A 22,785-nucleotide genomic window follows, 5' to 3' on the forward strand; every position below is an offset into this window, starting at 1 on the left:
TATCATATGCTAGATAGCATGATAGCGTAGTTGCTACCCGCTGTCTAACCTACTTTTAGTAACCTATTTATCTTCGCGGCCTTTGATAGCTGACTCAATCACATCTTTTGGTAGAGCGGCTGTTGAGAGCAGTGCATCACGTACCGTATCTACGGCTCCACCGCCGACTTCAGTTGCTGCATCAAGTGCACCGCCTACTGCTGATTTTGCAGCTTCAGAAGTGTCTGCACCTACATCTCCAGCTGATTTTATGGCTCCCTGTACGGCTGATACGGCTGCAGAGCCGACATCACCACCGGTTTCGGCAGTTGCCTGAACAATTCCTTGCGCACCGCCACGAACAGCCTCGATAACATCGCCTCCAACTTGGCTAGCGCCATTTATGACACCACTCATGGTGTTAAATGCGGTATCGGTTAGCGAAGTTCCGACTTGTCCGGCACCCCGGACTGCACCGCTGGCTACCGAAGCGATTGCCTCGACGCCGCTACCGGCAACTTCTCCGGTTCCTTTTAATACGTTAACGACTTGATCTTTGACGGTTCCGGTAATTGCGTCAAGGATATTGTCTACACCCTTAACAGCAGCGGATACCGCGTCGGTTGTTTCGGTAATAATTTTTGATAACATGAGCTCCTCCTTAATTAGTTTGCTCTGTATATAAGCTTAACATGTATTTTGATACTTGTTAAGCCGTAACCCCTGTCAGTTAGGAGCCCGGGGCGGATTATTTAAGCGATTGCCATAAGTGTAAACTGGCAATCGTACGGTAGGGTGCCCAGTTTTCAGCGATTGCAGTAAGCTCTTTTTTGGGAGGTACTTTATCCCAACCGTAGAGCTTTTTCATGGCGTTTTGTAGCCCTAAGTCATCCGGTGCAAACACGTCCGCTCGACCAAGTGTAAATATTAAGAACATCTGTGCTGTCCAGACACCGATACCTTTAATTTCTGTCAGTTCAGTAATAACTTGTTCATCAGTTCGCTGACCTAGATGATTATATACATCTGGATTGTTGGCGAAGTGCGCGGCAAGGTCGCGTATGTAGCCAACTTTTTGTTTAGATAAACCTATGGCGCGAATCTCTTCATCGCTAAGCTGCAAGACTTTTGCGGGTTTTATGCCGGTGGCGGCCAACAGACGACCGAATATGGCTGTAGCTGCCGCTACAGAAACTTGCTGCCCAACAATGCTACGACAAAGTGAGGTAAAGTAGTCTTTTCTTGGTGCGCGCAAGTTTAAGGTCTGTGACTTGATGAGCTCGCCAAGCACAGGGTCTTGTTTAATCAAGATAGGTTCAGCCGTTTTTAGTAATTGTTCCATACCAAATCATCATAACAGAAGTAGGTACTACAGCTGGAGACGGCGGAGGAACTGCGCATTCACAGCGACAATAATTGTCGATAGTGACATTAGTACAGCTCCGATAGCCGGCGAAAGCACAAAACCGAGCGAGGCGGTTACGCCGGCTGCAAGCGGGATTGCTACGGCGTTGTAGCCTGTAGCCCAAACCAGGTTTTGTACCATCTTGCGATAGGTGGCCTTAGATAAGGTAACGACTTTTGTTACACCGCGCGGATCGCTGCTGGCCAGCACGATTCCGGCTGATTCAATGGCAACATCCGTGCCTGCTCCAATCGCTATACCCACGTCTGCCTGTGTTAGAGCGGGCGCGTCATTGACACCATCACCAACCATAGCTACTTTATCGCCATTAGCCTGCAGCTTCTTGACGACGTCCGCTTTATGCTGAGGCAATACTTCGGCAAAGTACTCGTCGACACCCAGCTCATTAGACACCCAGGCCGCAACGCCGTCAGAATCTCCGGTTATAATTGCAACCCGTTTACCAGCGCGCTGTAAGTCAGCTACTGACTGTTTGGATTCCGGTCGGATGACATCGGCGAGTGTAATAGCTCCGATTACTTTATTGTCGCGCAGTACGTACACGACGGTTTTCCCGTTTTTGGCGGCGGTAGCAGCAGCCTCTTTTAGGTAGTCGGGGATTGTAACACTTTGTTTGGTTAGCAGTTGTGAGCCGCCTACATGAACTGTCTTTCCGGCAATGCTGGCCTGGGCACCACGTCCCGCAAGAGCCTTGAAATTTTTGGCTGCTTTAATCTGTATGTTTTTGTCCTTGGCGTAGGTCACGATTGCCCGAGCAATCGGGTGTTCTGATTCATTTTCAACTGCCGCCGCGGTGGTAAGCAACGCAGTCTCGTCCTCTTTCGTTATAACGTCGATAACGCCCTGTTTACCGGTGGTAAGTGTGCCGGTTTTATCAAACAGCACGACGTCGAGGTTCCGAGCAGACTCTAGCGCCAGGCGCTCGCGGATAAGCAAGCCGCTGTTAGCAGCCTTGGTGGTTGAAATAGCTGTCACCAGTGGAATAGCCAAGCCAAGCGCGTGCGGACAGGCAATTATAAGTACCGTTACGACCCGCTGGATGACAAATGCGCCTGATTGATCGCTAAACACCCCCCAGCCCATTGCAGTAAGCAGCGCTGCACCTAGTGCGACAAAAGTAAGATAAAAAGCGGCTTTATCTGCTAGAACCTGTGTTTTTGATTTACTGCTTTGTGCCTCGCTAACGAGCTTCATTATGCCCGCCAGTGCGGTGTCGTCGCCTAGTTTAGTTACTTTAATCGTGAGCGAGCCGCTGTCGTTGACAGTTCCGGCTATTACTCCAGACCCGATGTCCTTTTTGACTGGCTTTGACTCCCCAGTGAGCATTGCTTCATTCACGTCAGATTGTCCTTTTGTGACCGTACCATCGACTGGAACGTTTGATCCGGGGCGTACCAGTACTTTATCACCGACTCTCAGCTCGCTAATCGGTATAGTTTTCGTGCCTGCATTGGTGAGAACTTCGGCTTCATCTGGTAATAATTTTGCAAGTTCTTGCAGTGCGCCCTGAGCGTTCATAACAGAGGCCATCTCTAACCAGTGACCTAGCAACATAATTGTTATAAGTGTTGCTAGTTCCCACCAGAAATCCACGCCCGCAAGTAGGTTCAAAGAAACGGCCAAACTGTACGCAAAGGCTACAGTTATCGCAAGTGAAATAAGAGTCATCATGCCGGGCTGGCGGTTTTTTATTTCTGAGCGGGCACTTTTTAAAAACACTAAGCCACCGTAGAAAAATATAAAGGTGCCTATAACAGGCGATATCAAGGTACTGCCCGTAAACATCGGCAAGTTATAGCCAAGCCACTCCATAATAAATGGGGAGTAGGCGACGACTATCAAGCTTAGCAGTAAACTCAACCAGAACTTTTTCTTGAACATATCGGGATTATGACCGGCATGCTTGTCGTGATCGTGTGAGTCGTTACCTTCTTGATGTGACGGTTTTTGTGGTTTTGGAGTGCTATTTGTATCGCAACAGCTGTGGTCTTGCATGTTAGGCTCCTCTGGACGTTTTATGTTTTATGTATTGCTTGGGGTTCTTCTCGAAGGTGTGCTTACAGCCACTGGCGCAGAAAAAGTAAGTATCTTTACCGTGAGTTACTTGTTCTGAAGCCTCGGTCACACCCATGCGCATACCGCAGACCGGATCTTGCACCAGAGGATATAGCGATTCAAGATCAGTATCCTGGAAGCTAAGATTAGATAACTTGTTTTGGTTAGCCAAGAATTTACGGATGAGGCTGCAAGCTTCGGCTATGCGCTCATCTTTAAGGGAGTAGTATACGGAAGTTCCGGTTTTCCGTGTGGATACAATGCCTACTTGTCTGAGCAAGCTCAGGTGCTGTGAAACGTTGGATTGGGATATACCAAGCATACTAACCATCTCAGATACTGACATTTCTTTGTGGGTAAGGAGTTGAATTATCTCTAGGCGCTTTTGATTGGCAATAACCTTAAAGACGTCCTCTTGGAGTTCAAACAATTTTTCGTACATGGAAAAAGCTTAACATATATATTCAAGTATTAGAATACTTGAATATATAGTATTCTATACTAACCTCTCTAAAGATAAGTTGCGAAACGAGTATGTTTGGTAGTTTTAGCCTAAGTAAGCGTCGGTTACGATGCCATCCACGATAGTAAAGTTTACTCGGCTGGGGTTGTAATCCATAGTAACCGGGAACCTTTCACCGTCCCGTGCAACAATACGATAAGTGTACCCATCTTGTTCGGCTCGCGATATAGCCTCTTCTTCACTAAGCCCAATGTAGGCATTGACTCTGTCTTGGTCTTCGCCGTTAGGCTCAGATGGATTCGGTACTTCCTGGTTGGTGTCTGGCGATGACGTGTTATCATTTTCCGGTGCCTGCGCAGGTTTGGTAAGCAGAAACACGATTATTAAAGATAATATTAATACCGTTACGCCAAGCAAAACAGACAGTAGCTTGTAGTTTTTGAGTTGTTTATGATGTTCCACGCGCTTCATTATTACACAAAAGCGTATATTTTCTGTAGTGAAATTAGGCTAGTCTCTTAGGCTTGCCGTCGGCCAAACAATTTCTTCAACCTCGCTTGATGTATAGGTTTTTTGCGTTGGATATTGTTTGTAGGCTGCTTGAACATCTATTGGGACTGTTTCGTCAGGCGTGTTGGGGTCACTGCCGCATTGTTCACTGTAGTGATTTTTAAACCTTACAATTCGGTCTCCTTCATTAGTAAGGTCTACAGCTGGATCAGGCTCTACCATTAAGAGGGCAAGCTTAGGTCCTTGGCACTTTTCCCGTGCCGTGTCTGGCCAGGCAACAATCTTAAGAGCAAGTCCGACAATGTTTCCAATGGCTTTTGATATTCCTCTACGGTTTGGGCAGTCCCAGCAAAGTCTTTCAGGGCTTCCGGGCATCTTGTTCTCCAGTTAACTTATTATATAAAAGCTTGTTTGGGCACAAAACTCAAGCTTGAGCGGCTTGTAAAGTTACGTAACAAACCATCACGTAAATAATAAATTACTGGCAGCTGTTAGGGCAGCAAATTGCTCGGGGTCAGAGCGACGATGGCCGGCGTTTACCATCTGTAGGGTCATATTTTTACCGTATGCTTTTGCTAGTTTATGGGCGGTTACTGGTGGAGTGCAATTATCAAATCTACCTTGCACTACATATAGTGGCAGGTGTTTGATTTTATCTACGTTATCTAGGATGTAATTTTCTGGCATAAAACAGTCGTTCAAAAAATAGTGCGCCTCAATTTTAGCCAACGGCAGGTTGTTTTCGTCACCGAGTACATCTTGTTCTAACTTTTTAAGATTGTAGCCAACACTCATGTTGGAAAGTTCCCACAGTGTCCACTCGTCGGCGTATTTTTGAGCAGTTTTCTTATCCTTAGACTCGAATTGTTGAGCATAGTACTTGGTGATTGCTTCGCCATTTTTTCGCCATTTTTCTGGCACATGAGAAATAAAACGCTCCCAGGCCTCAGGATAGGTGTAGCGAGCGTGACCTTCGGAAATAAGACTCGTCTCAAATTTGCTGCCAAGATAAATCCCCCAAGCAAGCATGGCCTTAACTCGGCTTGGGTAGGCAATGGCGTAGGCTAGCACCATGGTTGAGCCCCAAGAGCCGCCGACGAGATGCATTTGCTCTATCCCAAGATGTTTTCGTAATTTTTCGGTATCTTCTACTAACTTTTGAGTGGTGTTTTGCTTTAGGCTTGCAAACGGCGTACTTTTGCCCGACCCACGCTGGTCAAAAAATATCACCCGGTGCTTTTTTGGATCAAACATCAGTTTATTGCTATCGCTAAAGCCTCCGCCCGGCCCGCCATGGAAATGCATGACAGGGAAGCCGCTTGGGTTGCCCCAATCCTCCCAATACAACTTGTGCCCGTCGCCAACATCCAAGTGCCCAGACTTTCTTACGTGCAGATCAATAGCTTTACTCACAGTTCCACACGCTTTCTGGATTGCTGCTTTTTCTTCCAGACTTCTTCTGGCCACAGGGTAGAACCCGTATGATTTACGGATTTAATCTTGTTATTATCGAAATTAAAGACAACAAGCTCGTCTTCCGAGCTGAAGCTACTAGCATTAGTAACTCTGAGTGTTTTACCGTCTACGTACTCTAGCTCTTCTAGGCTTGAAAACGGTTGCCATGCACCCGGGTGTATAGAAACAAGCTTATCGCCAACAGCGACCATTTCGCTAACACCCCACAGTCCGGCAAATCGACCTTCAAACTTGGCAAGATCATGCTTTGGTTTAGAGCTAGTCATGTTGTCGTTGAAGTAATCAAAAATCCCGTATATACCTTTGGCGGTGTTCTCGGCAGGCCCACCAATGCAATTAGTTAGCACCACAACAACAAGCTCGTCTTTTGGATCGGCAACAGTCATAGTTATTTGACCCGGAAAACCGCCACCATGACCGACGGTAGTGCGTTTTTTTAAATTCTCGATCACGAGTCCCAGACCATAATCTTCGTCATTTTCTTGGCCAGGCGTTTTGGCGTGGAAATGAACCCGCTGCATCTCTTTCTTGGATTCGTCATCTAAAAGTTGACCAGAACCGACGAAGTGGGCAGTAAAGTACGCACACAAATCATCAGCCGTGGCGTAAAAACCGGTTGCTGGAGCCATGGCTTGAGTTTCAGTATGAGCGATGGGCAGCCGTTTCTTATCCGCTTCGCGGCGGCTGTATCCGGTAACGAGTCTGTCATCAAGCTCCGGAGTGTACTCCGGCCCAGTGTTTTTCAGACCGAGTGGCTTGACGATGTGTTTGGTAACGTATTTGTTATACGAAATACCGGCAACCGCCTCGATTAACAGGCCGAGTAGCGAGTAGCCGTAGTTGGAATACTTCATCTTAATGTTGTTGTCGATAACGAGACTAGCATCCATAATTTCCTTCTTAAGTTGTGCTTTATCTGGGAACGGACGTTCTAGCTGCCAATAATCAGCCTTATTGCCATCGCGGACTATTCCAGCACCATGCGACATAATTTGACGTATAGTTATCTTTTGCCATCGTTTGTCTTTGTGGCTCTTAAGCCACGGCAAGAAGTCAGTCACATAATCATCAATGCGTAGTTTCCCTTGCTCCTGGAGCTGCATAAGCGCTGTTGAGGTAAAAGACTTGGAGTGTGAAGCTATACGGAAAATGTGATTGCTGGTCATCTTGGTATTATTCTCTAGGTCGGCAAAACCATAGGCCTCGTTCATGACAATTTTGCCTTTGTGCGATATGGCAACTACAAAGCCAGGAGTTTCCTCGTGCTCGTAGCGGTAGGCCAACCAGGACTTAATGAATGTAACCGATTTATCTAAGGCTTCTTGTTTCATTATATTTATAATAACAGATACGGAATATACATAGTATCTAACATAAGTATTGTTGAAATTATTAGAAATATGATTTAAATCATATTCATATCATATTTACATTTGTTAATATGAAGATAGGGTAAATTAAATATAAAAAGGAAGTTTATATGGGTGTACGTACAAGTGAAGAGCAACATATCCGGAGCATCATGCAAAATAACAGCGGGTCGTATACGGTTTCCTTGCCAATCGCCATGGTTCGGAAATTGCGGTGGCAGCGGCGGCAAAAAGTCACCGTCACCCTAAAAGGCGACAAACTGGTTATTGAAGACTGGAAAGATTGAATTAGGTTGGTATATTCGTTCGTGCAGCGAACGTAACCATTCCGTCATAGATATCTTTAGCCGAAAATTCAATTTCAGACGCATCAGATATGTGAGAGTATTGCGCACAATCCACGTTTCCGTTAGGAGTACCCACCATGTATGAATCATGGGAAAAGCCCCAGAAGTACATTAATGAGCCATGAGGGGTAAGAAGTACAGCGTGGTTTTTGTAGTACGCACTGTTATTCATGTTGTTTACAGCTGGTTCTTGATACTGACTCTTATTCTTAGCGGCTACAAGCCAGCCACTAGCGACGACAACTTCCTTATTTTTAGCCCACATGCCAGGAATCTTTGGTCTTATCGTTTCTAGTCGGGTTAAGTGGTCGTATTCATTAAGGTGACGTGACGCAATCGGGCCTAAAGCTCTAGCTACTTTAAGTACATGGGTATTACGAGAAGCGCGCTCAATTTGCCTGTGTGTGTTTATTACTGCTTCTTGCCGGGCACGTTCATGCAACGCCTCGACTTCTTTAGAAAATTCTGATCCCAAGCCGCTCATAATAACTTTATATTCCAACTCACGAAGTTTTGCAAGCATGAGGGAAAAGGGTTAGGTGGCGAGGGCGAGGTTTTTGTAGACCGTAGTAGCAAGATAATCACGAGAGTTGTAGTCGTTGAAAACAAAGCAAATATGGTTCCAGACTGCCTCGAGCCGCTCCCCATATGATAAATGTTCGTTCCTGGTGTTCGTCCTAGTAAGCATGGCATCTGTGAAGTCAGCAGTTGTCAGGCAATCACGGGTAATTCTCTCGCTATCTGAAAGTTCTTCGTCTACACCATAAGCCAAGACACTGTCTTGTTTATGGTGATGTTCTTCTATGGCTCGGGCAATAGTATCAGATAAACCATACTGTCGAGCGATTTGGCCGCCTAGCCAGGCGTGCGGGATAATTTGGGTATGATCCTTAAGTCCCCAATCTGTTCCTTCGTTACTTTTGGCAATTAAGTCTTGGCTCACTTCTATTTTGCCAATATCGTGGAGTAGAGAAGATGACCAAATAGCGGCTAAATCAACCTCAGCGTCTGGGAATACATCATGTATCGCCTGAGCTGTCTTGAGGGCTAATGGCAACGTTTGGAGACTTTCGCGTGCTGTTTGTTCATCAAATTGTCGTAGTTTTTCCAGAAGTTCAAACGTAGTAACGTAGGTATGTTGATCAACACCAATTTCAATAGCCAGTGATCTAGAATCATCCAGCAGCTCCGCATAGTTTTTTTCAGCTATTGTTTCATGGGTTTCTTGTGGGAACTCGCGAGTTTCTAGGACGGACATGTTGGTTTTTCTTTATATTTAAGTATCTCTGTTGTTAATTATACTCCTGGGTGTCAATAGCACTAGGAAACAAAAAGTCATATGTATAAATAATTCACCAAGCAGTATTACATCGGCTAATAACCAAGGTGCGACAAAAAGCTTGGAGCTTCTTGCTACAATGATAGTAATAAATATAAAGGATATGACAGATGGCAGAAAACAATCAAACAACTCCAAACCAAGCTCAACCTAAACAACAACGTCAATGGCTGGCTGCGCTACTTTTATCAGTGCTCATAGGAGAGCTTGGCATCGATCGCTTTTATATGGGCTATATTGGGACGGGAATCTTAAAACTCATTACACTTGGCGGTTGCGGCATATGGTGGTTGATTGATGTCATACTTATCGCAACAGATAATCTAAAAGATGCAGACGGCCAACCGCTTCAAAAGTAAGCTACTTAATGTGGTGGGGTTACAAACGCCTGCTGGGCGTCTCGTGGCATTTGCGGCTGTAACTGCGTTTGTGTATGTCACCAGTGTTTTTAGGATCACCTGGATCCCGAACTTGTCATTGTATAAGTACCTTGGGATTAATGCGCCATCTATAGGATTGACCCGAGCCTTTCGGTTGCTAATAAACGGTGATGTAAGTGGAGCCTGGCAGATGAACTGGCTTATTTTTCCGGTTGTCGCCATAGTGCTTGGGATAGTAATTATTGACATCACCAAGCTTATGCGCAAGAAGCAGATTTAGTCGGTATAACAGATAAGTCAGGGGTGCTATGTATCAATGCACTTATCAAGAACTTCACCAATATTTAATGGTTTTGACTACAAGAAGAAATGATACACCAGACTTGGAGCGGTATTTAAGCAGGGTACAGGGGCTATATGGGTAATAAACTTACTGGCCGGTGGAATTGCCAGACCCCTGCGGATGCACGAATGTCTTGAACGTGAAAATATATATCCAAACTAGTCCGTATAGTAATCCAAGTACAACGCCCACATCTATAATTCCTTGCAATGGTTGAGGTAGTTGTTTTGTAGAAAAAACTAATACTAGTATCCCTGCAGTAAGTAACCAGCTGGTGATAATGCGCTTTCTGGCCGCATTGAAGTAGCTCATGCAATAAAGTGGTGCGAATATAATATCTTTGGTCTGTCCGTAGTGTAGCAGATGCCGTAATCGATCAGCGACCCTGGGTGAAAACTTTTTTTGGAACCCATAGTACCCTTCACCAATAAGCATAAAACTGCACCAAGCGATTAATATAAGCCACTCAACACCGTTAAAACTAAAACTAAGGGAGTTTATTACATGCACTGAAAGGCGTACTATTGCGGCGCCAATAATTAACGTAATTCCAGCCAGCCCCCAACTTGCGCCGATAATGTTAAGCGTCTTCATGTCTGTATGAGTACCAAGGACGTTCTCTTCAAATAAATGAACGTGAGTACGCCCAAAAAGTTTTGATTAATTAACCTATTTTTTAAAAAAATGGTACACCCGGGCAGGTCAGGTAAAGGATATTTAGACCAGTTGCGGGGATCGACTTTTCGAGCAAGTCCAACAGCAGTACCGTCAAAATCACTCCATAGTTTTGGCATGCGTTCGCTCATCCAAACGAGCATACTACAGCACGGCAGTTTTATGAAAAGAAAACACATTAGCTTAATGGCGTTGTTGTGGACTGAGGCCGGTGTAGAGTAACATAAGCAGTATGACTAACAGAATCATCAGCCAGGAGAATGATGCGCCAATAGGTATTCAACTTAAAGTTGGCGAATATGAATCCGAGGCTGCATCCATTAATCAAGACATCGCCGACAATCCATTTTCCGCAGAAGCGGAAGATACGCCTGAATCTGTTCAATATTTTGATGAAGCCGCTGCAACTATACAAAAAGAAGGCGGGATTGAGGCTCACAAAAATCGTTACGGTGGCGATCCATCTAAGTGTCCCTTTATCGGACCTATGGGAGCAGCGGGGTTGAAACTTGCCGAGAGCATACAAAATGAAGAACGAAACCCCGATAGGGGCAAAACTATAGGCGAGATATTAGCCGAAAAACGGCAGGAACAGAAGCAAGCGAAGCCCGAAGAACCGTCTGCTTCTCAGGAGGCTAGCGAGGTAGATATAAGTGATGAAGTTGACAAAACACCTGCTAAAAAATCACAGCCAGAGCATGATAAAAAAGAAGTTTTGATGAACACTGAGGAAATAAATAAAACCAAAACACCTGTCAAATCAACCGAATTACGAAACAACGCACTGGAAGCTGCGATACAGCAAGAACAGTTAGTCGAGAAGTTTTTGAGTCAACCTTATGAATCAAAAACTACTGAAGGCAGCCCAGCTAGAAAAGAGCCGGACGGCAAAGAACGGCAAAAAACAGCAGAGGGCGACCGCACAAGTCATCAGCAGAATAGGAAAAATCGTGGAGCCTTTAACAAGGAAACAGTCAAAGTAGACCCACCCTCTATGACAAACGACACAATTAGTGCCAATCACGAAAAACCCTCTCGCAATAAAGAGGCGCCGATAACTACATTAACAGCCGTAGAGAGCTTAGAAGAATCAAACGAAACAGAGGAAGATGATCTCGATACCACCAGTAATACAGCCTCTGTATACAGCGAGCCGCGTACCGAGCCGGCTCAAGAGTCTTCACTGAACCAGACTACCCAACCAGATATAGAGACACATGATGTTGCAACAGAAATAACTAACCTGGAAGAGGGGGGTGACATATATGACGCATTTGGTCTGGGCGCAGAAAGATTTAATTTGGAGCAACAAGATCTAGAACAAATAGCTACCTTTGAAACTATGATTGAAGACTGGTTGAGCGCAGACAGTCACGGCTCTGAAGAGGCGTTTACAGACCTAGCTCTTTTTAATGCCTTAGATGGTGAAAACTCGGATAAAAGCGAGCATATAGATAAGGTTGATGAAGCCGGTGATAATTTGGCTGCGACTGCTGAAACTATGCCTTACGATGTTGAAAAAATTGAGTCAAAAATTAAAGTCACAAAAAAACTTGAAGAATTGTCGGAGTTTATTAAGTTGGTTAAGTCAAAGACTGAAACTCATATAGGTGAGGGTGCTGATAAGCAATTAGAGCTGTTATGTATAGAGCTTTTCGGGCTTATGGGCGTTGAATTAAGTGAGCCTCTTGCCAATGAAATAGCCCGTGATTTATTAGATGTTTCTATAAAAACGGGCGATCCTGAAACTGAGCATATTTCAATCGAAGAGCTAAATAATCGAGGAACAAATGAGTATAGGGTTGCAACAGCGTCTACCTTGTTGGCTCATTATTCACAAGCTTTACAGCAAAAAATTAAACGACTCAAGCAAATCAGTAGATATATTCTTGTTCGAATGAGTAGGCCACTAGTCTACGGAGCAAATGTCTCACCTAAGACCCAGGTTCAATTTGACCTTGCTGTTCCAGCTTGGACATAACCATTTCTTTTACTTCACTAGGCGTCATGTCAGCGAGATGGTGAGCGCATCGGCCAAGACCCCAAAAAACAGAACCTTTCTGACCGTCCCATTCCAGGCTTACGTCAGCAACTTCATCCAGCCCGCACACTTCAATCAGAACTGTGGCAGCTTCATTCTGATTGTCCGTTAGGGGTGGTCGTTCGTCTCTTTCAGGGTTCATTAGGTACTTATTATATAGAATAAGTATAAATTAGAAAGGTACCCGTATAGTTTAGATAGTATATATAGACTTGTGCTGTCCACCGCAAGTCATAATTTATAAATGCGCCACTCGACTGGCGCGTTTAAATTGTAGTAAAAGCTGGCTATTTATAGATGAAAAATGTGAATTAAGGGGGAGGGCGAACGCACGATTATTAACACGGTTTCACATTAACGAAATCGGGGATGACAAGCAGGGATATGAACAGGAAGGTAGCAAGGGTACGAGGCCCGAACGTCCTATTTAACCCATCCATATCCTGCTCGCCATGTACCCGAAATGGTTCAATCTGAAGTGATGGCGAATAGGCCGATGAGTCCAATCATTGCTGCAAATGCAATGAAAAAGATGTAAACAATGATCAACGCAATGGCGATGAGAAATACCGATGCAGCGACCGCTATCCAGCCAAGGCCTGCTATCGCAAGACTCCCGGGTCCGGCATGCCCAGATTGTTGAGCAATCCGCTCATCCACGTATACTTTTGTGATGCCGCCGACGGCGTACCCAGCTACGACTATTGCTAGAAGTAGACCAAGCCCAATCACCGCCTCTATCCATTCTGGCCAAGCCTCGGTTTGAGCGTTAAAGCTCTTACCACTCTCATTAGAGGATAAAAACCAGACTGCAAGATGCCCTCCAAGCATCAAAGTCGCAAAGCCAGTAGCGATCCCAGCCCCGGTTCCTGTCCCTGTAGAAATCGCCCTAGACATAGGTAACCCTTTCTCCTCACAGTGGCGAAGATGCCTCTCGCAAAGCGAGTATGTGTATCCTGTAACACACAAGATGAGGAGCAAAAGCACTAGTAAATGCGCTTGCTTCCCATCTTGTGGTGTACGCCTGCTTGTCAAATAACACCTCTGGAGTTAGCTCAACAGAGGATAGTTTCTTTATACCATGCATTTATAAATATATCAAATATGTCGTATTCCTCCACCGTCCTTGCATTATGAAGAACCCGACCCAGAATCAAGAAAAGAGTCCCACTTGAAGTGGGACTCTTTTCTTGGTAGCGGCGACAAGACTTGAACTTGTGACCTCCGGCTTATGAGTCCGGCGCTCTAACCAGCTGAGCTACGCCGCCCCGTCAGAACCGACGGTCAGCTTCCACAAAAGTCGCTTATGACTTTTGTTTCACCTTCTAGTCGCTTCTTCCTGTCAAAATCCCAAACAGCAGACAAACTGCTTGGTTTGGTCTTTTGGGTTCTAGCATTGGAACAGAGGTCAATATATCATATCCACTACATTAAGAAAAGCCGGGCGTGCACACCCGGCTTTTTGACTGACCGCTTAATTAATCAAAGTCGGTTTAGCAATTTGTCTACCTTGAGGATGCCCGAATTTTTGGTTGGAGCAAACTCATACGCAAATTTAAGCGCCATACACCAGTCCTTTCAATGTTTATTTTGTGTTGTTTGTTTTAGTCGACTAACACTACACATTATACATGCTTTTGCTTTTTTGTCAACTTCAGTACTACACACCTCTTGGCGGCTAGCTTTGTTGACAGCTGTAGTGCTCGTTCAACGTATTAGAATACGTCTCTCTGCGCGCTGCTCTGTCGCCGTGCTATCCATCCGAGTGAGTAGCCCTGAATACCTCATCTGTAAATATGCCTATTGTAGGATCCATAGATTTGTGCTTTACTTGGCGTGCAGGTTCTTATCTGTTGTTCGCATGAGAAGGTCGTTTGTTTTTTGATTAAAGAACACCGTTTGACAGTTCAATGCCAGAGACAGAAAGGGGTCGTACCTCGCAACAAGTTCTTTAATTAGGAAACAACACATGTACAAATTATTCGTAGGTGGATTACCTTTTTCCACCACAGACGATGAGCTCGCACAATCATTTGGCGAGCACGGCACAGTAGCTTCTGCTGTTGTCATCAAAGACCGCGACACCGGCCGTAGCAAAGGCTTCGGTTTTGTCGAGTTCGAAAATGACGAAGAAGGTAAAGCTGCAGAGAAGGCTCTTAATGGGTCTGATATGGGTGGCCGCTCCATCACTGTTAACGAGGCTCGTCCTCGTGAAGAACGTCCACGCCGCGATTTCAACAATCGCGACAACGGCGGCAACCGCGGCTGGTAGTTAATACCACTGCGCAAGCAAACACCCCGGTAAAACGGGGTGTTTTTTATACTTCTTCTATTGTTGACTCCTTGTCTGGGAATACAAGTTCACGTAACCGTCTTCTTGCCCTGTGCAATCGCACCTTAGATGCAGTCTCTGATATACCAAGCTTTTGGGCAATAACATCATGCGGCAAATCATAGACATCTCGCAAAACTACCACAGACCTCATTATTGGCGATAATTGCTCTATCGCAGACCTCAGTTCATCTCGTAATTCGGCATTTTCTACACGATGCTCAACGTCATAGTCTGAATGTTTTGCCACGTATTCTTTAGTTTCATCCTCGTCCCTATTGATAGCTAATTTATCCTGAAGTTTCTTACGTTTTTCAATGTACGTATTGGCAGCATTAACAGTTATCCGGTGAAACCATGTCGTAAAGCTGGACTCGCCGCGAAAACCAGGTAAACCACGCCACGCGCGAAGATAACTTTCCTGAACAACCTCGCTGGCACCTTCCGCGTCATGCGTAAAACGGCGGGCAGTACTGTAGGCGTGTCCGGACGTAAGCCTTACGATATCTTCAAATTTCCGTTGCGCGGCTATGTGATAAACAGATGATTCATCGTCTGCTAACTTTAGATCAGCTTGAACAGCATCCACTAACTTACTAACTCGAGCCTGATACTCTTCTTCTGGAGTTAACTCCACGTCTCCGTAGTTATAAGCTTCCGACATAGTTACATATTATATAATTACCCGCATGCTATCGCAATTACTAGTTCTTGCATAACAGATACCAACCTGCTATAGTAACAACTTGCCAAACAGCCTACACTTTTCCCATCCTGGGTTAAGTGAGGACTAGCCAGAAAGTGGATGCTTCCCTTTCTGGCAATAACGCGGGGTAGAGCAGCGGCAGCTCGTGTGGCTCATAACCACAAGGTCGGAGGTTCGAGTCCTCCCCCCGCTACCAAGAAAGACTTTTCAGGTTCTGGAAGGTCTTTTTTATTTTCTATCACTCTGTAAAGCGAGCTAATTTCTTTGGTTCCAAACCTGCGGCTGTTGCTGTCATAGACCACACCCCTTGGGAACAATATGCTTTGGAACCTTTGCTTTGATTGAGGCGAAGCAACCGTCCATTGCTGGTCAATATTACGCATTACATCTAAAGCCAAGGTTATGTCAGACTCTCTAATGTTCTGTTGCTTTTCGAGCTTCTGGAGCTCTTCTGTGAGGGTGAGCTTTTCTTCATCTAGGGCTGCTATGAGATCAGTCTTTTCCTCTGCAGTAAGCTGATCCGCGTTGAACTTCCTGATAGCAGAAAGGCGGTCATCCGCTATTGAACTCAGTCTGTTGCGTTCTCTTTTTATCTTTCCGTTGAGCTTACCGAGTTGTGTAGCAGCCTCTGTAATTAATATCTCTTTGTAGAGCTCTATTAATCTATCTTCAGGCTTAAGTCTTTCGAGCATAGTAGTAAAGTCTTCGTGTATAACAGAAGCCTTCACAGACTTGCTCAAGCCCTTACAGGATGAACGAGAGCAGTGATAGCGGGGCGACTTACCACCCGATCCAGTCCTAGGAGCAGAAGCGTACAGTGGCTTTGTACAGTGCGAACAAAGCACCAGGCCTTTCAAAGGATAATCTGGGTTAAGCGATTGGTGTACTTCTCCAAGACGAGTGTTCTTGCCATGTAATAGCGTTTGGTTGAGCTGGTATGTGTCCTTTGAGATTAATGCCTCATGCTGACCCTCTACGAGCTGCCAGTCAGTATGATTGTCGGCAACATAGCCCGCATACACGGGATGCTTAAGCATGCGATTGATACTATCTTCGCCTACTTTCTTTCCGTATCGACTACGAAGCCCTATGGTGGCAGCATATCTTGCAAGCTCAGCTTTGCTTATATCGCCTTGAGAGAAGCGTTCTAGCATCTGTTTTACATACGGTGCCATTGTATTCGGCTTTAGCGTTGGGCGGGGCTTACCCATGTCATTAGGTTTCTTGAAGGCATCATACCCAAGTATAGGTGGGTGCTGCCACCATCCTTGTAAAGCGAGGTTACGCATATTGTCTTTCGTGACATCAGACTTACCCTCATTGTCTAGTTGACCTAGTGCTACAAGCAGGGTCTCCATAAACCGCCCCTCTCTCGTATCATCAACCGCTGGCTCGGTTGCGGAACGAACCGTAATGCCTAGTGCCTTTAATATTGTTCCTACGTGATTTGAATAGCTGTCTATGTCACGAGATGCACGCTTCATGTTATAGACAATCCAGTGCTGTATTTTCCCTTTATTCTTCGAACAGTACTTCAGTAAGTCTTGTAGGCCAGTTCTATTAGCGTTCTTGCCAGACCTTGCAATGTCCTCAAACCATTCGACTATCTCTATTCCTTGGGCATCGGCGTACGCTTGTATAGCCTGCCTCTGTGTCGCAGGGCTCTCATTATTAATCTGCCGCATGCTTGAGATACGAACGTATGCGACTGCTTTCTTCTGTGCTGGTGGTTGACCTAGACTATTCATCAGCTTTGGAACCATTATAGCACAGTTGTTCTTTTGCTAACAGATGTAATGTATGGATAAGTTTTTTTACTTGGTCATCAGAAAGTGAGCTTGCGGTTGACCCCAAGATACGTCTAGCTTTTGCAACGGATACAATCTCGACCAAGACAAAGACCTCGTCCTATTAGTTGATAGATTTGGTCTATCAAGCCAAGGAAAAGCCTCAAATAAAAAAGGTGCAAAAAGGCTTTGCTTGGCTCAATAGAGCCCCTTTCTGCACCGTTGTGCTGACGTACATTATACCATACTTAACCCTAAAATGATACAATCACAGGGTCTAGGTTTACAGTTCACGCAGCAAGTATTGCTTGCAATTACGGTTATGCCCAATAAGGGCAGCCGTAAGCAGTAGGCGTAACCGCGTTTGCTGTAGACCTAGACAGTCCAATTGCGGCTGTCCTTTTTGTTAACGGGGCATATGCATTAAGACAGAAAGGTGATCCTGTGAGCAGTAAAAAGCATAGTAAATCAGTCGATGAGAAGTTTGACGAGCTTAAGACAACTCTGAGTACTGAAGACATATTTAGTAGCGTTAAAGAAAACTATGAACCAGCTCAGCACAAGCGTCCCAGTAAAGCCATGAAGATTGCTAGGGAGGGTATTGATATTATCAAAGGTCTTTTACTGATAGCCGCTATTTGTGCAGGCGTAATTCTTGCAGGTTATTTACTAGCACGAAGCCAGCCAGAAATTATATGTAAGCAGATACCTGTAGACGGTGAAACAGTATGTAAAGAAGGAGAAAACGGTGAGTGGTACTTCCCAAGATAATCAAGCATCAAAGAAGCCCAAGCGTAGGATTGGTCTTTGGGTGGTGATAGGGCTACTGCTAGTCATAGGCATAAATGGCGGAATAAAAGGTGTGCAGCGTGGTAACCAGCGTGCGGCACAGTCAGCAGCTACACGTGCAGGCTTTATGCAGGATTGTGTGACTGACCCAGAATCAGCCGCTTTCTGTGTTTGTCTATACGACACCATGGGAGAGCAGGCGATGCTAGAGGCATACGACCGCTACAAGGCTACCAATGAATACAACAACAAGTTTAAGGCTGTTGCTGCTGATTGCACAAGACTAGAGCAGGCTGACTAGTTCTTTAAGCTGCTCCGGATTCTTGTGCAGATCAACCTCAATCCTGCTGGAAAGTTTGCTGTGCTGCCCTAAGGCTGTGCGTTCATCATCGTATAGGTCGTCATCAAACCATAGGAATGGCTGGCTAAAGTCAATTGCATCCGTCTTTGCTTGCCCCCACTCAGTAGGCTTTATACAGCCAAGCAGGGCTTGGGTTTCAGGTTTTAGGTAAGGTGCTAGGGTTTGATCTATCATATTCTCGCCATTCCAAACATGAGTGGTTAGCCAATAAGTATTGTCTGGGTACTTGGTAAGCACTGTTTGTAGAAACTCATCTGCATGTTTTGCAGGTGTTGCCATATCTGCAAGAAGTACACCGTCAATGTCTAGGTAGATATTCATGGTAATTCTTAATTAAAGTCGTGAATTGCCTTCAGTCTTCACATCAGCCTCTATGAACTTTATAAATTCTTTAGCAAAGTCTGTTAACGCCCACCCAGTAATCTGTCCAGCACTTGAAAATCCCCAACCACCATTAATAGCAGACACTCGCCTGACCAGGCCGAGAAACTCGAGTTCATTAAGTTGATCATTCATTTTACCGAGGTTACCAGTACTATCATATTTAGAAAAGGGCTTGGAGTTAAGCTCTTTCTGATACCACCATTCAAACGGTTGCTCAGTGCCTAAGTTTTTTTGCTCAAGCTCTGATTTAATCCTAATCTCCATTTCTGGTAGTACGCTATTCTTCACAAATGCCAATGCCCTCAGGCTAACTGGTGATATTTTTCTAAGCGTGTCGTTGTACCTTTCTAGCGGGAACTCTACCTTATCATCGCAAGCCGCAAACTCCTCAAATGCTTTGAGTGCTACACGCCTCTTCAGGAAGTCTCTGAGCTTTATATAGTCTTCTAGTGCTACGACAAAACCATCTTGGAATTCGTCAGAGTTAACAAGCCTCTCATTAAATATAGTGGGGTTGTTTGATATTGCTTCGACCCACTCCAACGCTCGCTGCTGTCTAAGTTGAAGTGCATTGCCAAACAGGGCTTTACTTAATGCCCATGCCTGAGCAAGTCCAGGTAAGACTGACGCAGTGCTGTCAATGAGTGCGAATCCCGAACGCTTGAGCAGATTTTTATCAGACTTGCTGTTTGATTTTGCCATATTTACATTATAAGGGATTGTTGGAATAGGAAGACACGCTAGGGTCTATACCCATCCACAAAGATATATATACCGCATAGTATCTTTTAGAATTGGGGGGGTGGGGCTACTTTTGTACTGCTGACTGGATAGTATTTTCTTTTCATGCAGCCCCTATATAACGTCAACATGCGAAAGGCGGGATACTACCGCCGAACATAAGCCCTAGTCACCGAGAGAGATCCATGTAAAAAAACTATTCAGAAAACATAAGCCAAAGAACTTGTTTACTGGGTGAGATTGGCTACATATTTCTCATTGCTTTCAGCTGTAATATAATTGCCTCTAAAGCGGACGAGTAAGCCTGGTGACCATCGATGTAATTTTTTACATATTCATATGCATCATCAGGACTGCCAGCACTAGGAAAATCTAAGAAATCTAGGTCTTTGTAGTTAACCTTTATTCTCATCCAATAAAAGAAATCGGTCAGGTTAAGCGTACTGGTCGCATAATAATTGTCCCTACTAGATCTGCTTGCGGCCGTGCTATAGGTCTTGATTTTTCTTCCTGCTTTCCAGTCTTGTTCCTGGTATTCCGATATTTTCTTACGAACCGAATGTACACAATCATCAGTGAGGTAATAAGTTGGCGAGAGGTTTGCTCCAGATGCAATCTTATGTGTACGAATCATTGCAATAGTCGACTGTGTAGAGATATTAACGTTTGAGAATGCTAGTTGATTATTATTTATGAGTATACTCAAAGCCCTGCGAACCCCTTTATGGCCTCCTCTACCAAAGCCAATCGAATTACCATTCAATAGGTAGACCATAATGCTCTCAAGGTAGTAGATTCTGTAATAGCATTTAACTGGTATCCAGCCGACTATTATTTGAGCATATTCGTGATCAATCGAACCAGCCTTTAACTCGATTTCAATGCTTTTTGAAGTAAGGTCAGCAAGCTTTTTGAATCTATTTATGTTTGTTGTAGATAGTGCAGAAGTGGGAGTAAGAGGCGTAGTAAGCGAGAGCCCCGCGTACTGCCCAGCAATACAACGTACATAATTTAGATGTGTCTTGAATATACTTTCACTAGAACTTGGCATATATAAAATAATTATAGTGTTATCACTGCATTTCACCGAATTCCTATATAATCTTTACTATGGGATGGCCACGAAATAGCTACACTGGTTACGGTGAAGGATCCTGTCCGGCACGAAGCGGTATGTATAAGGCCAGGCAGAGGTGCATCCTGCCAGGCCCAGGCGGAGGTGCATCTGCGGGCAGGTTGGAAGCAGTATGTATACCAGGCCAGGGTGGTGGACTATCTACCGGCCCAGGTGGTGGACTATCTACCGGCCCAGGTGGTGGACTATCTACCGGCCCAGGTGGTGGACTATCTACCGGCCCAGGTGGTGGACTGTATACTGGTCCAGGTGGCGGATTATACGCAGGCCCTAGTCCTTACTACAGCAATATCCCGCCTCGCCATTTATATCTCGAAGAACTAAAGAGACGTGGCTTGATGCAATACTATGACTTATTAAAGCGTGCTTGGAGACTTTAGTGATTAGCCCTAGTTAAGCTTAGGCTCTTTTGAGTATGGCGATGACTCCTACTGTTAAGGGAAGGGGGTTGCTGGGATAGAACACCTCGTTACACTCGGTTAGTTCTAGTCCCAGCTCATCTTTAGCTTGAAGGAGTTCTACCCCTAATACCTGCCCCCAGCGTAATATTTCTGAACAGATGTCGTTCCAATGTGAATGTACTTGGGCTACCAAGAAAAATGCTTCACTTTTTGGTGGAGCTTTTTTCTTGCTCAGGATTATGAAAATAGTTGGGGCTGTCTGTCCAGTCGAGTAGCATTTGATAGTACGGCTTAAGGTGCTTAGAGACTAAAATGGTGCGTTTTTTATCATTATGCATCTGTTTGGTGATTTTGTGTTTGCGCCAGTAATCAGACTTCTCACCAAGATTTATAAGGATCGGTGGCAAAATTTTATCAACCGCATATACGAACTTCGCTTCCTCGTCGCGCTTGTCTTTGTAACCCCTCGCGTAGTCTATGAGCTCTGGAAAATCTGGCCATTCTTTGGCAAGCTGTTTGAGTGCTTTATCTTCCCGGTCGTTTTTAGTGGATAGCTGATCCTCGGGTGCGAAAACAAATGTATCGCCCGCATGGAGCTCGACAATATCGTGAGCCAGCGCATACTTTAACACCTTTTCTTGACTGAGTTCGGGCGCCAGCTTTGGTGCAAGAAACCAGACGGTTAGCGCAAGCCCGTAACTATGGTCAACATCATTCTCGGGACGATTTTTATCAGCGAGGTTGAGTACTCGCTCAATGCACGCAAAATCAGCGATAAGCTGTTGGAGTTCAGCAATACGGTCGATAGATGGACGTTGCTTGGGCATACCGTAATAGTAATTGATTTGCACTTTATATAGCAAAAGAGCTACAATAAAACTCTAGTATGGCAATACTAGATAACTCACCAGAAACAGAACCAGGGGCGGCCGATAGGCCGTTTTTTAATGCAAAAAGGAGCACTTATGTTTATGGAGAATAAACCAGACAGCGATCCGGAAGAAATGGCATACGTTTTAGGAGCTGACACGGTAGAAGCAGAGGCGGCATTATATAGGCGCGGTTGTGAAGATTATTCCAGTGGTAGGTTTGATACACCTGAAGCAGTATATTATGCGGCGTTTTGGGCGCAGCATGTTGCTCGAGAGGCTGTTAAGGCAGAAGTTACGAGCCCTAAAGATATTATTGTTTGAGCCAGATGGCGACGTCGTTCCAGACGGTGTCGTGTTCTTTCACCAGTTGGTCTGGCGTAGTGTTACGAACTTCTGCCATGCTCCGCTTGTCTTTTGTGAGGGTGCAGATATTAGCCCAAGAAGGGCCTGGGTAATCAGTGGGTTTTAGCAAAATAGTGCCTGGAATTTGTTTGGTGAATATTTTTTGAACTTCTTTGTCTTGGTATACGGTTACTTGAGTTAAGATTACGCCCCGGTCTTTTACACCTTGCATTAGGCGAATAAAATCTTCTGGTTTGAACCAATGAATCACCGACTTCATATAAGCACCTGGGAATCCATTTAATGCTGTGATTGCCCAGCTATCGTCGTTTACTAGGACGGGGTGCTGCAGCTTACGATAAATTTTTTCAGCTTTATCACGCGTGATTATCAGCTCGTCCTCACCCTGTATTTCGTCTACCTCTACCGGTTTTTGTATCAGCTTAAAACCATGCGAATTAAGTACCGTTTTAGCAGCGTTAAACTTGTCTGTATTACCTGTCGCGAAAACCAATTCTTTCATTAAGGTAG

General features: G+C 44.9%; 28 protein-coding genes and 2 tRNA genes. 10 read left to right on the plus strand and 20 right to left on the minus strand.

The annotated features are described in order from the left end of the window. Window positions 1-63: 63 nt before the first annotated feature. The 8 genes from U5K77_02360 to U5K77_02395 all read right to left on the minus strand — a co-directional run bounded on the left by U5K77_02360 (window position 64) and on the right by U5K77_02395 (window position 7,240). Complete coding sequence (locus tag U5K77_02360; protein MDZ7744583.1) at window positions 64-630, minus strand: hypothetical protein; 567 nt, start codon at window positions 628-630, stop codon at window positions 64-66. A 97-nt stretch (window positions 631-727) separates the two neighbouring features. Continuing rightward, window positions 728-1,321, minus strand: coding sequence for a DNA-3-methyladenine glycosylase (locus tag U5K77_02365; protein MDZ7744584.1), 594 nt, complete (start codon window positions 1,319-1,321; stop codon window positions 728-730). A gap of 27 nt (window positions 1,322-1,348) precedes the next feature. After that, on the minus strand, window positions 1,349-3,400 hold the full coding sequence (locus U5K77_02370; GenBank protein MDZ7744585.1) for a heavy metal translocating P-type ATPase: 2,052 nt from the start codon (window positions 3,398-3,400) through the stop codon (window positions 1,349-1,351). 1 nt (window position 3,401) lies between these two features. Then, window positions 3,402-3,902, minus strand: coding sequence for a metalloregulator ArsR/SmtB family transcription factor (locus tag U5K77_02375; GenBank protein MDZ7744586.1), 501 nt, complete (start codon window positions 3,900-3,902; stop codon window positions 3,402-3,404). Window positions 3,903-4,007: 105 nt separating this feature from the next. Further along, the gene (locus tag U5K77_02380; GenBank protein MDZ7744587.1) at window positions 4,008-4,394 is read right to left on the minus strand and encodes a hypothetical protein; all 387 of its coding nucleotides are present in this window, start codon (window positions 4,392-4,394) and stop codon (window positions 4,008-4,010) included. 39 nt (window positions 4,395-4,433) lie between these two features. Further along, window positions 4,434-4,808: a hypothetical protein gene (locus tag U5K77_02385; protein MDZ7744588.1), complete on the minus strand. Its 375-nt coding sequence runs from the start codon at window positions 4,806-4,808 to the stop codon at window positions 4,434-4,436. 87 nt (window positions 4,809-4,895) lie between these two features. Beyond that, window positions 4,896-5,846, minus strand: a complete 951-nt coding sequence (pip, locus tag U5K77_02390) for a prolyl aminopeptidase (GenBank protein ID MDZ7744589.1) — start codon at window positions 5,844-5,846, stop codon at window positions 4,896-4,898. After that, on the minus strand, window positions 5,843-7,240 hold the full coding sequence (locus U5K77_02395) for a serine hydrolase domain-containing protein (protein MDZ7744590.1): 1,398 nt from the start codon (window positions 7,238-7,240) through the stop codon (window positions 5,843-5,845). Before U5K77_02395 ends, pip begins: the two co-directional genes overlap by 4 nt. A gap of 149 nt (window positions 7,241-7,389) precedes the next feature. Between U5K77_02395 and U5K77_02400 the strand changes: the two genes are divergently transcribed. Continuing rightward, window positions 7,390-7,566 (plus strand): AbrB/MazE/SpoVT family DNA-binding domain-containing protein, encoded by a 177-nt coding sequence (locus U5K77_02400; GenBank protein ID MDZ7744591.1) that lies wholly within the window; start codon window positions 7,390-7,392, stop codon window positions 7,564-7,566. A gap of 1 nt (window position 7,567) precedes the next feature. On the opposite strand, the gene U5K77_02405 is transcribed toward U5K77_02400, so the two are convergent. Further along, window positions 7,568-8,110: a hypothetical protein gene (locus tag U5K77_02405; GenBank protein ID MDZ7744592.1), complete on the minus strand. Its 543-nt coding sequence runs from the start codon at window positions 8,108-8,110 to the stop codon at window positions 7,568-7,570. A 51-nt stretch (window positions 8,111-8,161) separates the two neighbouring features. Then, window positions 8,162-8,884 (minus strand): HDIG domain-containing protein, encoded by a 723-nt coding sequence (locus tag U5K77_02410; GenBank protein ID MDZ7744593.1) that lies wholly within the window; start codon window positions 8,882-8,884, stop codon window positions 8,162-8,164. Between the two features lie 191 nt (window positions 8,885-9,075). Between U5K77_02410 and U5K77_02415 the strand changes: the two genes are divergently transcribed. Beyond that, window positions 9,076-9,324: a TM2 domain-containing protein gene (locus tag U5K77_02415; GenBank protein ID MDZ7744594.1), complete on the plus strand. Its 249-nt coding sequence runs from the start codon at window positions 9,076-9,078 to the stop codon at window positions 9,322-9,324. Then, window positions 9,296-9,625, plus strand: a complete 330-nt coding sequence (locus tag U5K77_02420) for a DUF2752 domain-containing protein (GenBank protein ID MDZ7744595.1) — start codon at window positions 9,296-9,298, stop codon at window positions 9,623-9,625. The genes U5K77_02415 and U5K77_02420 overlap by 29 nt, the downstream gene beginning before the upstream one ends. Window positions 9,626-9,775: 150 nt before the next feature. Here U5K77_02420 and U5K77_02425 read toward each other — a convergent pair whose 3' ends face one another. After that, complete coding sequence (locus U5K77_02425) at window positions 9,776-10,282, minus strand: hypothetical protein (protein MDZ7744596.1); 507 nt, start codon at window positions 10,280-10,282, stop codon at window positions 9,776-9,778. A 313-nt stretch (window positions 10,283-10,595) separates the two neighbouring features. Here U5K77_02425 and U5K77_02430 point away from each other — a divergent pair, with 313 nt between their 5' ends. Continuing rightward, the gene (locus U5K77_02430) at window positions 10,596-12,344 is read left to right on the plus strand and encodes a hypothetical protein (protein MDZ7744597.1); all 1,749 of its coding nucleotides are present in this window, start codon (window positions 10,596-10,598) and stop codon (window positions 12,342-12,344) included. Here U5K77_02430 and U5K77_02435 read toward each other — a convergent pair. The 3 genes from U5K77_02435 to U5K77_02445 all read right to left on the minus strand — a co-directional run bounded on the left by U5K77_02435 (window position 12,298) and on the right by U5K77_02445 (window position 13,672). Continuing rightward, window positions 12,298-12,546: a hypothetical protein gene (locus U5K77_02435; protein ID MDZ7744598.1), complete on the minus strand. Its 249-nt coding sequence runs from the start codon at window positions 12,544-12,546 to the stop codon at window positions 12,298-12,300. The two genes, U5K77_02430 and U5K77_02435, sit on opposite strands and share 47 nt — an antisense overlap. A 326-nt stretch (window positions 12,547-12,872) precedes the next feature. Beyond that, a complete protein-coding gene (locus U5K77_02440) occupies window positions 12,873-13,301 on the minus strand; it encodes a hypothetical protein (GenBank protein ID MDZ7744599.1) in 429 nt (142 codons plus the stop codon). A 294-nt stretch (window positions 13,302-13,595) separates the two neighbouring features. Next, window positions 13,596-13,672: transfer RNA gene (locus U5K77_02445), tRNA-Met, on the minus strand. Window positions 13,673-14,373: 701 nt separating this feature from the next. Here U5K77_02445 and U5K77_02450 point away from each other — a divergent pair. Further along, window positions 14,374-14,676: an RNA-binding protein gene (locus tag U5K77_02450; GenBank protein MDZ7744600.1), complete on the plus strand. Its 303-nt coding sequence runs from the start codon at window positions 14,374-14,376 to the stop codon at window positions 14,674-14,676. A gap of 46 nt (window positions 14,677-14,722) precedes the next feature. On the opposite strand, the gene U5K77_02455 is transcribed toward U5K77_02450, so the two are convergent. Beyond that, window positions 14,723-15,400: an RNA polymerase sigma factor gene (locus U5K77_02455; GenBank protein ID MDZ7744601.1), complete on the minus strand. Its 678-nt coding sequence runs from the start codon at window positions 15,398-15,400 to the stop codon at window positions 14,723-14,725. A 163-nt stretch (window positions 15,401-15,563) separates the two neighbouring features. On the opposite strand from U5K77_02455, the gene U5K77_02460 reads away from it, so the two are divergent. The 3 genes from U5K77_02460 to U5K77_02470 all read left to right on the plus strand — a co-directional run bounded on the left by U5K77_02460 (window position 15,564) and on the right by U5K77_02470 (window position 18,319). Further along, window positions 15,564-15,638 (plus strand) — tRNA-Met (locus U5K77_02460). A gap of 2,035 nt (window positions 15,639-17,673) precedes the next feature. Beyond that, the gene (locus U5K77_02465) at window positions 17,674-18,000 is read left to right on the plus strand and encodes a hypothetical protein (GenBank protein MDZ7744602.1); all 327 of its coding nucleotides are present in this window, start codon (window positions 17,674-17,676) and stop codon (window positions 17,998-18,000) included. Next, on the plus strand, window positions 17,978-18,319 hold the full coding sequence (locus tag U5K77_02470) for a hypothetical protein (GenBank protein ID MDZ7744603.1): 342 nt from the start codon (window positions 17,978-17,980) through the stop codon (window positions 18,317-18,319). Before U5K77_02465 ends, U5K77_02470 begins: the two co-directional genes overlap by 23 nt. On the opposite strand, the gene U5K77_02475 is transcribed toward U5K77_02470, so the two are convergent. From U5K77_02475 to U5K77_02485, 3 genes are all read right to left on the minus strand, one after another. Then, window positions 18,302-18,700, minus strand: coding sequence for a hypothetical protein (locus U5K77_02475; GenBank protein ID MDZ7744604.1), 399 nt, complete (start codon window positions 18,698-18,700; stop codon window positions 18,302-18,304). The genes U5K77_02470 and U5K77_02475 overlap by 18 nt on opposite strands. 12 nt (window positions 18,701-18,712) lie before the next feature. After that, complete coding sequence (locus tag U5K77_02480) at window positions 18,713-19,465, minus strand: hypothetical protein (protein MDZ7744605.1); 753 nt, start codon at window positions 19,463-19,465, stop codon at window positions 18,713-18,715. 283 nt (window positions 19,466-19,748) lie between these two features. Further along, complete coding sequence (locus U5K77_02485; protein ID MDZ7744606.1) at window positions 19,749-20,555, minus strand: hypothetical protein; 807 nt, start codon at window positions 20,553-20,555, stop codon at window positions 19,749-19,751. Window positions 20,556-20,614: 59 nt separating this feature from the next. Here U5K77_02485 and U5K77_02490 point away from each other — a divergent pair, with 59 nt between their 5' ends. Beyond that, a complete protein-coding gene (locus U5K77_02490; protein MDZ7744607.1) occupies window positions 20,615-21,019 on the plus strand; it encodes a hypothetical protein in 405 nt (134 codons plus the stop codon). 224 nt (window positions 21,020-21,243) lie between these two features. Here the strand turns inward: U5K77_02490 and U5K77_02495 are convergent, their stop codons facing one another. Continuing rightward, the gene (locus U5K77_02495) at window positions 21,244-21,867 is read right to left on the minus strand and encodes an HD domain-containing protein (protein MDZ7744608.1); all 624 of its coding nucleotides are present in this window, start codon (window positions 21,865-21,867) and stop codon (window positions 21,244-21,246) included. Between the two features lie 144 nt (window positions 21,868-22,011). Between U5K77_02495 and U5K77_02500 the strand changes: the two genes are divergently transcribed. Further along, window positions 22,012-22,233 carry a hypothetical protein gene (locus U5K77_02500; GenBank protein ID MDZ7744609.1) on the plus strand — a complete coding sequence of 74 codons (222 nt, stop codon included), beginning with the start codon at window positions 22,012-22,014 and terminating at the stop codon, window positions 22,231-22,233. On the opposite strand, the gene U5K77_02505 is transcribed toward U5K77_02500, so the two are convergent. After that, window positions 22,223-22,777, minus strand: coding sequence for a non-canonical purine NTP pyrophosphatase (locus U5K77_02505; GenBank protein ID MDZ7744610.1), 555 nt, complete (start codon window positions 22,775-22,777; stop codon window positions 22,223-22,225). The two genes, U5K77_02500 and U5K77_02505, sit on opposite strands and share 11 nt — an antisense overlap. Window positions 22,778-22,785 lie beyond the last annotated feature (8 nt).

This window comes from Candidatus Saccharibacteria bacterium (genome assembly GCA_034521515.1).
Lineage (GTDB): Bacteria > Patescibacteriota > Saccharimonadia > Saccharimonadales > JAXHMH01 > JAXHMH01.

Coding starts and splice junctions, on each gene's coding strand:
- U5K77_02365 (MDZ7744584.1), bottom strand. CDS start 1,321: ATGGAACAATTACTAAAAACGGCTGAACCTATCTTGATTAAACAAGAC.
- U5K77_02485 (MDZ7744606.1), bottom strand. CDS start 20,555: ATGCCAAGTTCTAGTGAAAGTATATTCAAGACACATCTAAATTATGTA.
- U5K77_02360 (MDZ7744583.1), bottom strand. CDS start 630: ATGTTATCAAAAATTATTACCGAAACAACCGACGCGGTATCCGCTGCT.
- U5K77_02480 (MDZ7744605.1), bottom strand. CDS start 19,465: ATGGCAAAATCAAACAGCAAGTCTGATAAAAATCTGCTCAAGCGTTCG.
- U5K77_02415 (MDZ7744594.1), top strand. CDS start 9,076: ATGGCAGAAAACAATCAAACAACTCCAAACCAAGCTCAACCTAAACAA.
- U5K77_02370 (MDZ7744585.1), bottom strand. CDS start 3,400: ATGCAAGACCACAGCTGTTGCGATACAAATAGCACTCCAAAACCACAA.
- U5K77_02450 (MDZ7744600.1), top strand. CDS start 14,374: ATGTACAAATTATTCGTAGGTGGATTACCTTTTTCCACCACAGACGAT.
- U5K77_02405 (MDZ7744592.1), bottom strand. CDS start 8,110: ATGAGCGGCTTGGGATCAGAATTTTCTAAAGAAGTCGAGGCGTTGCAT.
- U5K77_02385 (MDZ7744588.1), bottom strand. CDS start 4,808: ATGCCCGGAAGCCCTGAAAGACTTTGCTGGGACTGCCCAAACCGTAGA.
- U5K77_02395 (MDZ7744590.1), bottom strand. CDS start 7,240: ATGAAACAAGAAGCCTTAGATAAATCGGTTACATTCATTAAGTCCTGG.
- U5K77_02455 (MDZ7744601.1), bottom strand. CDS start 15,400: ATGTCGGAAGCTTATAACTACGGAGACGTGGAGTTAACTCCAGAAGAA.
- U5K77_02435 (MDZ7744598.1), bottom strand. CDS start 12,546: ATGAACCCTGAAAGAGACGAACGACCACCCCTAACGGACAATCAGAAT.
- U5K77_02380 (MDZ7744587.1), bottom strand. CDS start 4,394: ATGAAGCGCGTGGAACATCATAAACAACTCAAAAACTACAAGCTACTG.
- U5K77_02490 (MDZ7744607.1), top strand. CDS start 20,615: ATGGGATGGCCACGAAATAGCTACACTGGTTACGGTGAAGGATCCTGT.
- U5K77_02505 (MDZ7744610.1), bottom strand. CDS start 22,777: ATGAAAGAATTGGTTTTCGCGACAGGTAATACAGACAAGTTTAACGCT.
- U5K77_02475 (MDZ7744604.1), bottom strand. CDS start 18,700: ATGAATATCTACCTAGACATTGACGGTGTACTTCTTGCAGATATGGCA.
- U5K77_02400 (MDZ7744591.1), top strand. CDS start 7,390: ATGGGTGTACGTACAAGTGAAGAGCAACATATCCGGAGCATCATGCAA.
- U5K77_02410 (MDZ7744593.1), bottom strand. CDS start 8,884: ATGTCCGTCCTAGAAACTCGCGAGTTCCCACAAGAAACCCATGAAACA.
- U5K77_02375 (MDZ7744586.1), bottom strand. CDS start 3,902: ATGTACGAAAAATTGTTTGAACTCCAAGAGGACGTCTTTAAGGTTATT.
- U5K77_02500 (MDZ7744609.1), top strand. CDS start 22,012: ATGGAGAATAAACCAGACAGCGATCCGGAAGAAATGGCATACGTTTTA.
- U5K77_02440 (MDZ7744599.1), bottom strand. CDS start 13,301: ATGTCTAGGGCGATTTCTACAGGGACAGGAACCGGGGCTGGGATCGCT.
- U5K77_02430 (MDZ7744597.1), top strand. CDS start 10,596: ATGACTAACAGAATCATCAGCCAGGAGAATGATGCGCCAATAGGTATT.
- U5K77_02495 (MDZ7744608.1), bottom strand. CDS start 21,867: ATGCCCAAGCAACGTCCATCTATCGACCGTATTGCTGAACTCCAACAG.
- U5K77_02425 (MDZ7744596.1), bottom strand. CDS start 10,282: ATGAAGACGCTTAACATTATCGGCGCAAGTTGGGGGCTGGCTGGAATT.
- U5K77_02420 (MDZ7744595.1), top strand. CDS start 9,296: ATGCAGACGGCCAACCGCTTCAAAAGTAAGCTACTTAATGTGGTGGGG.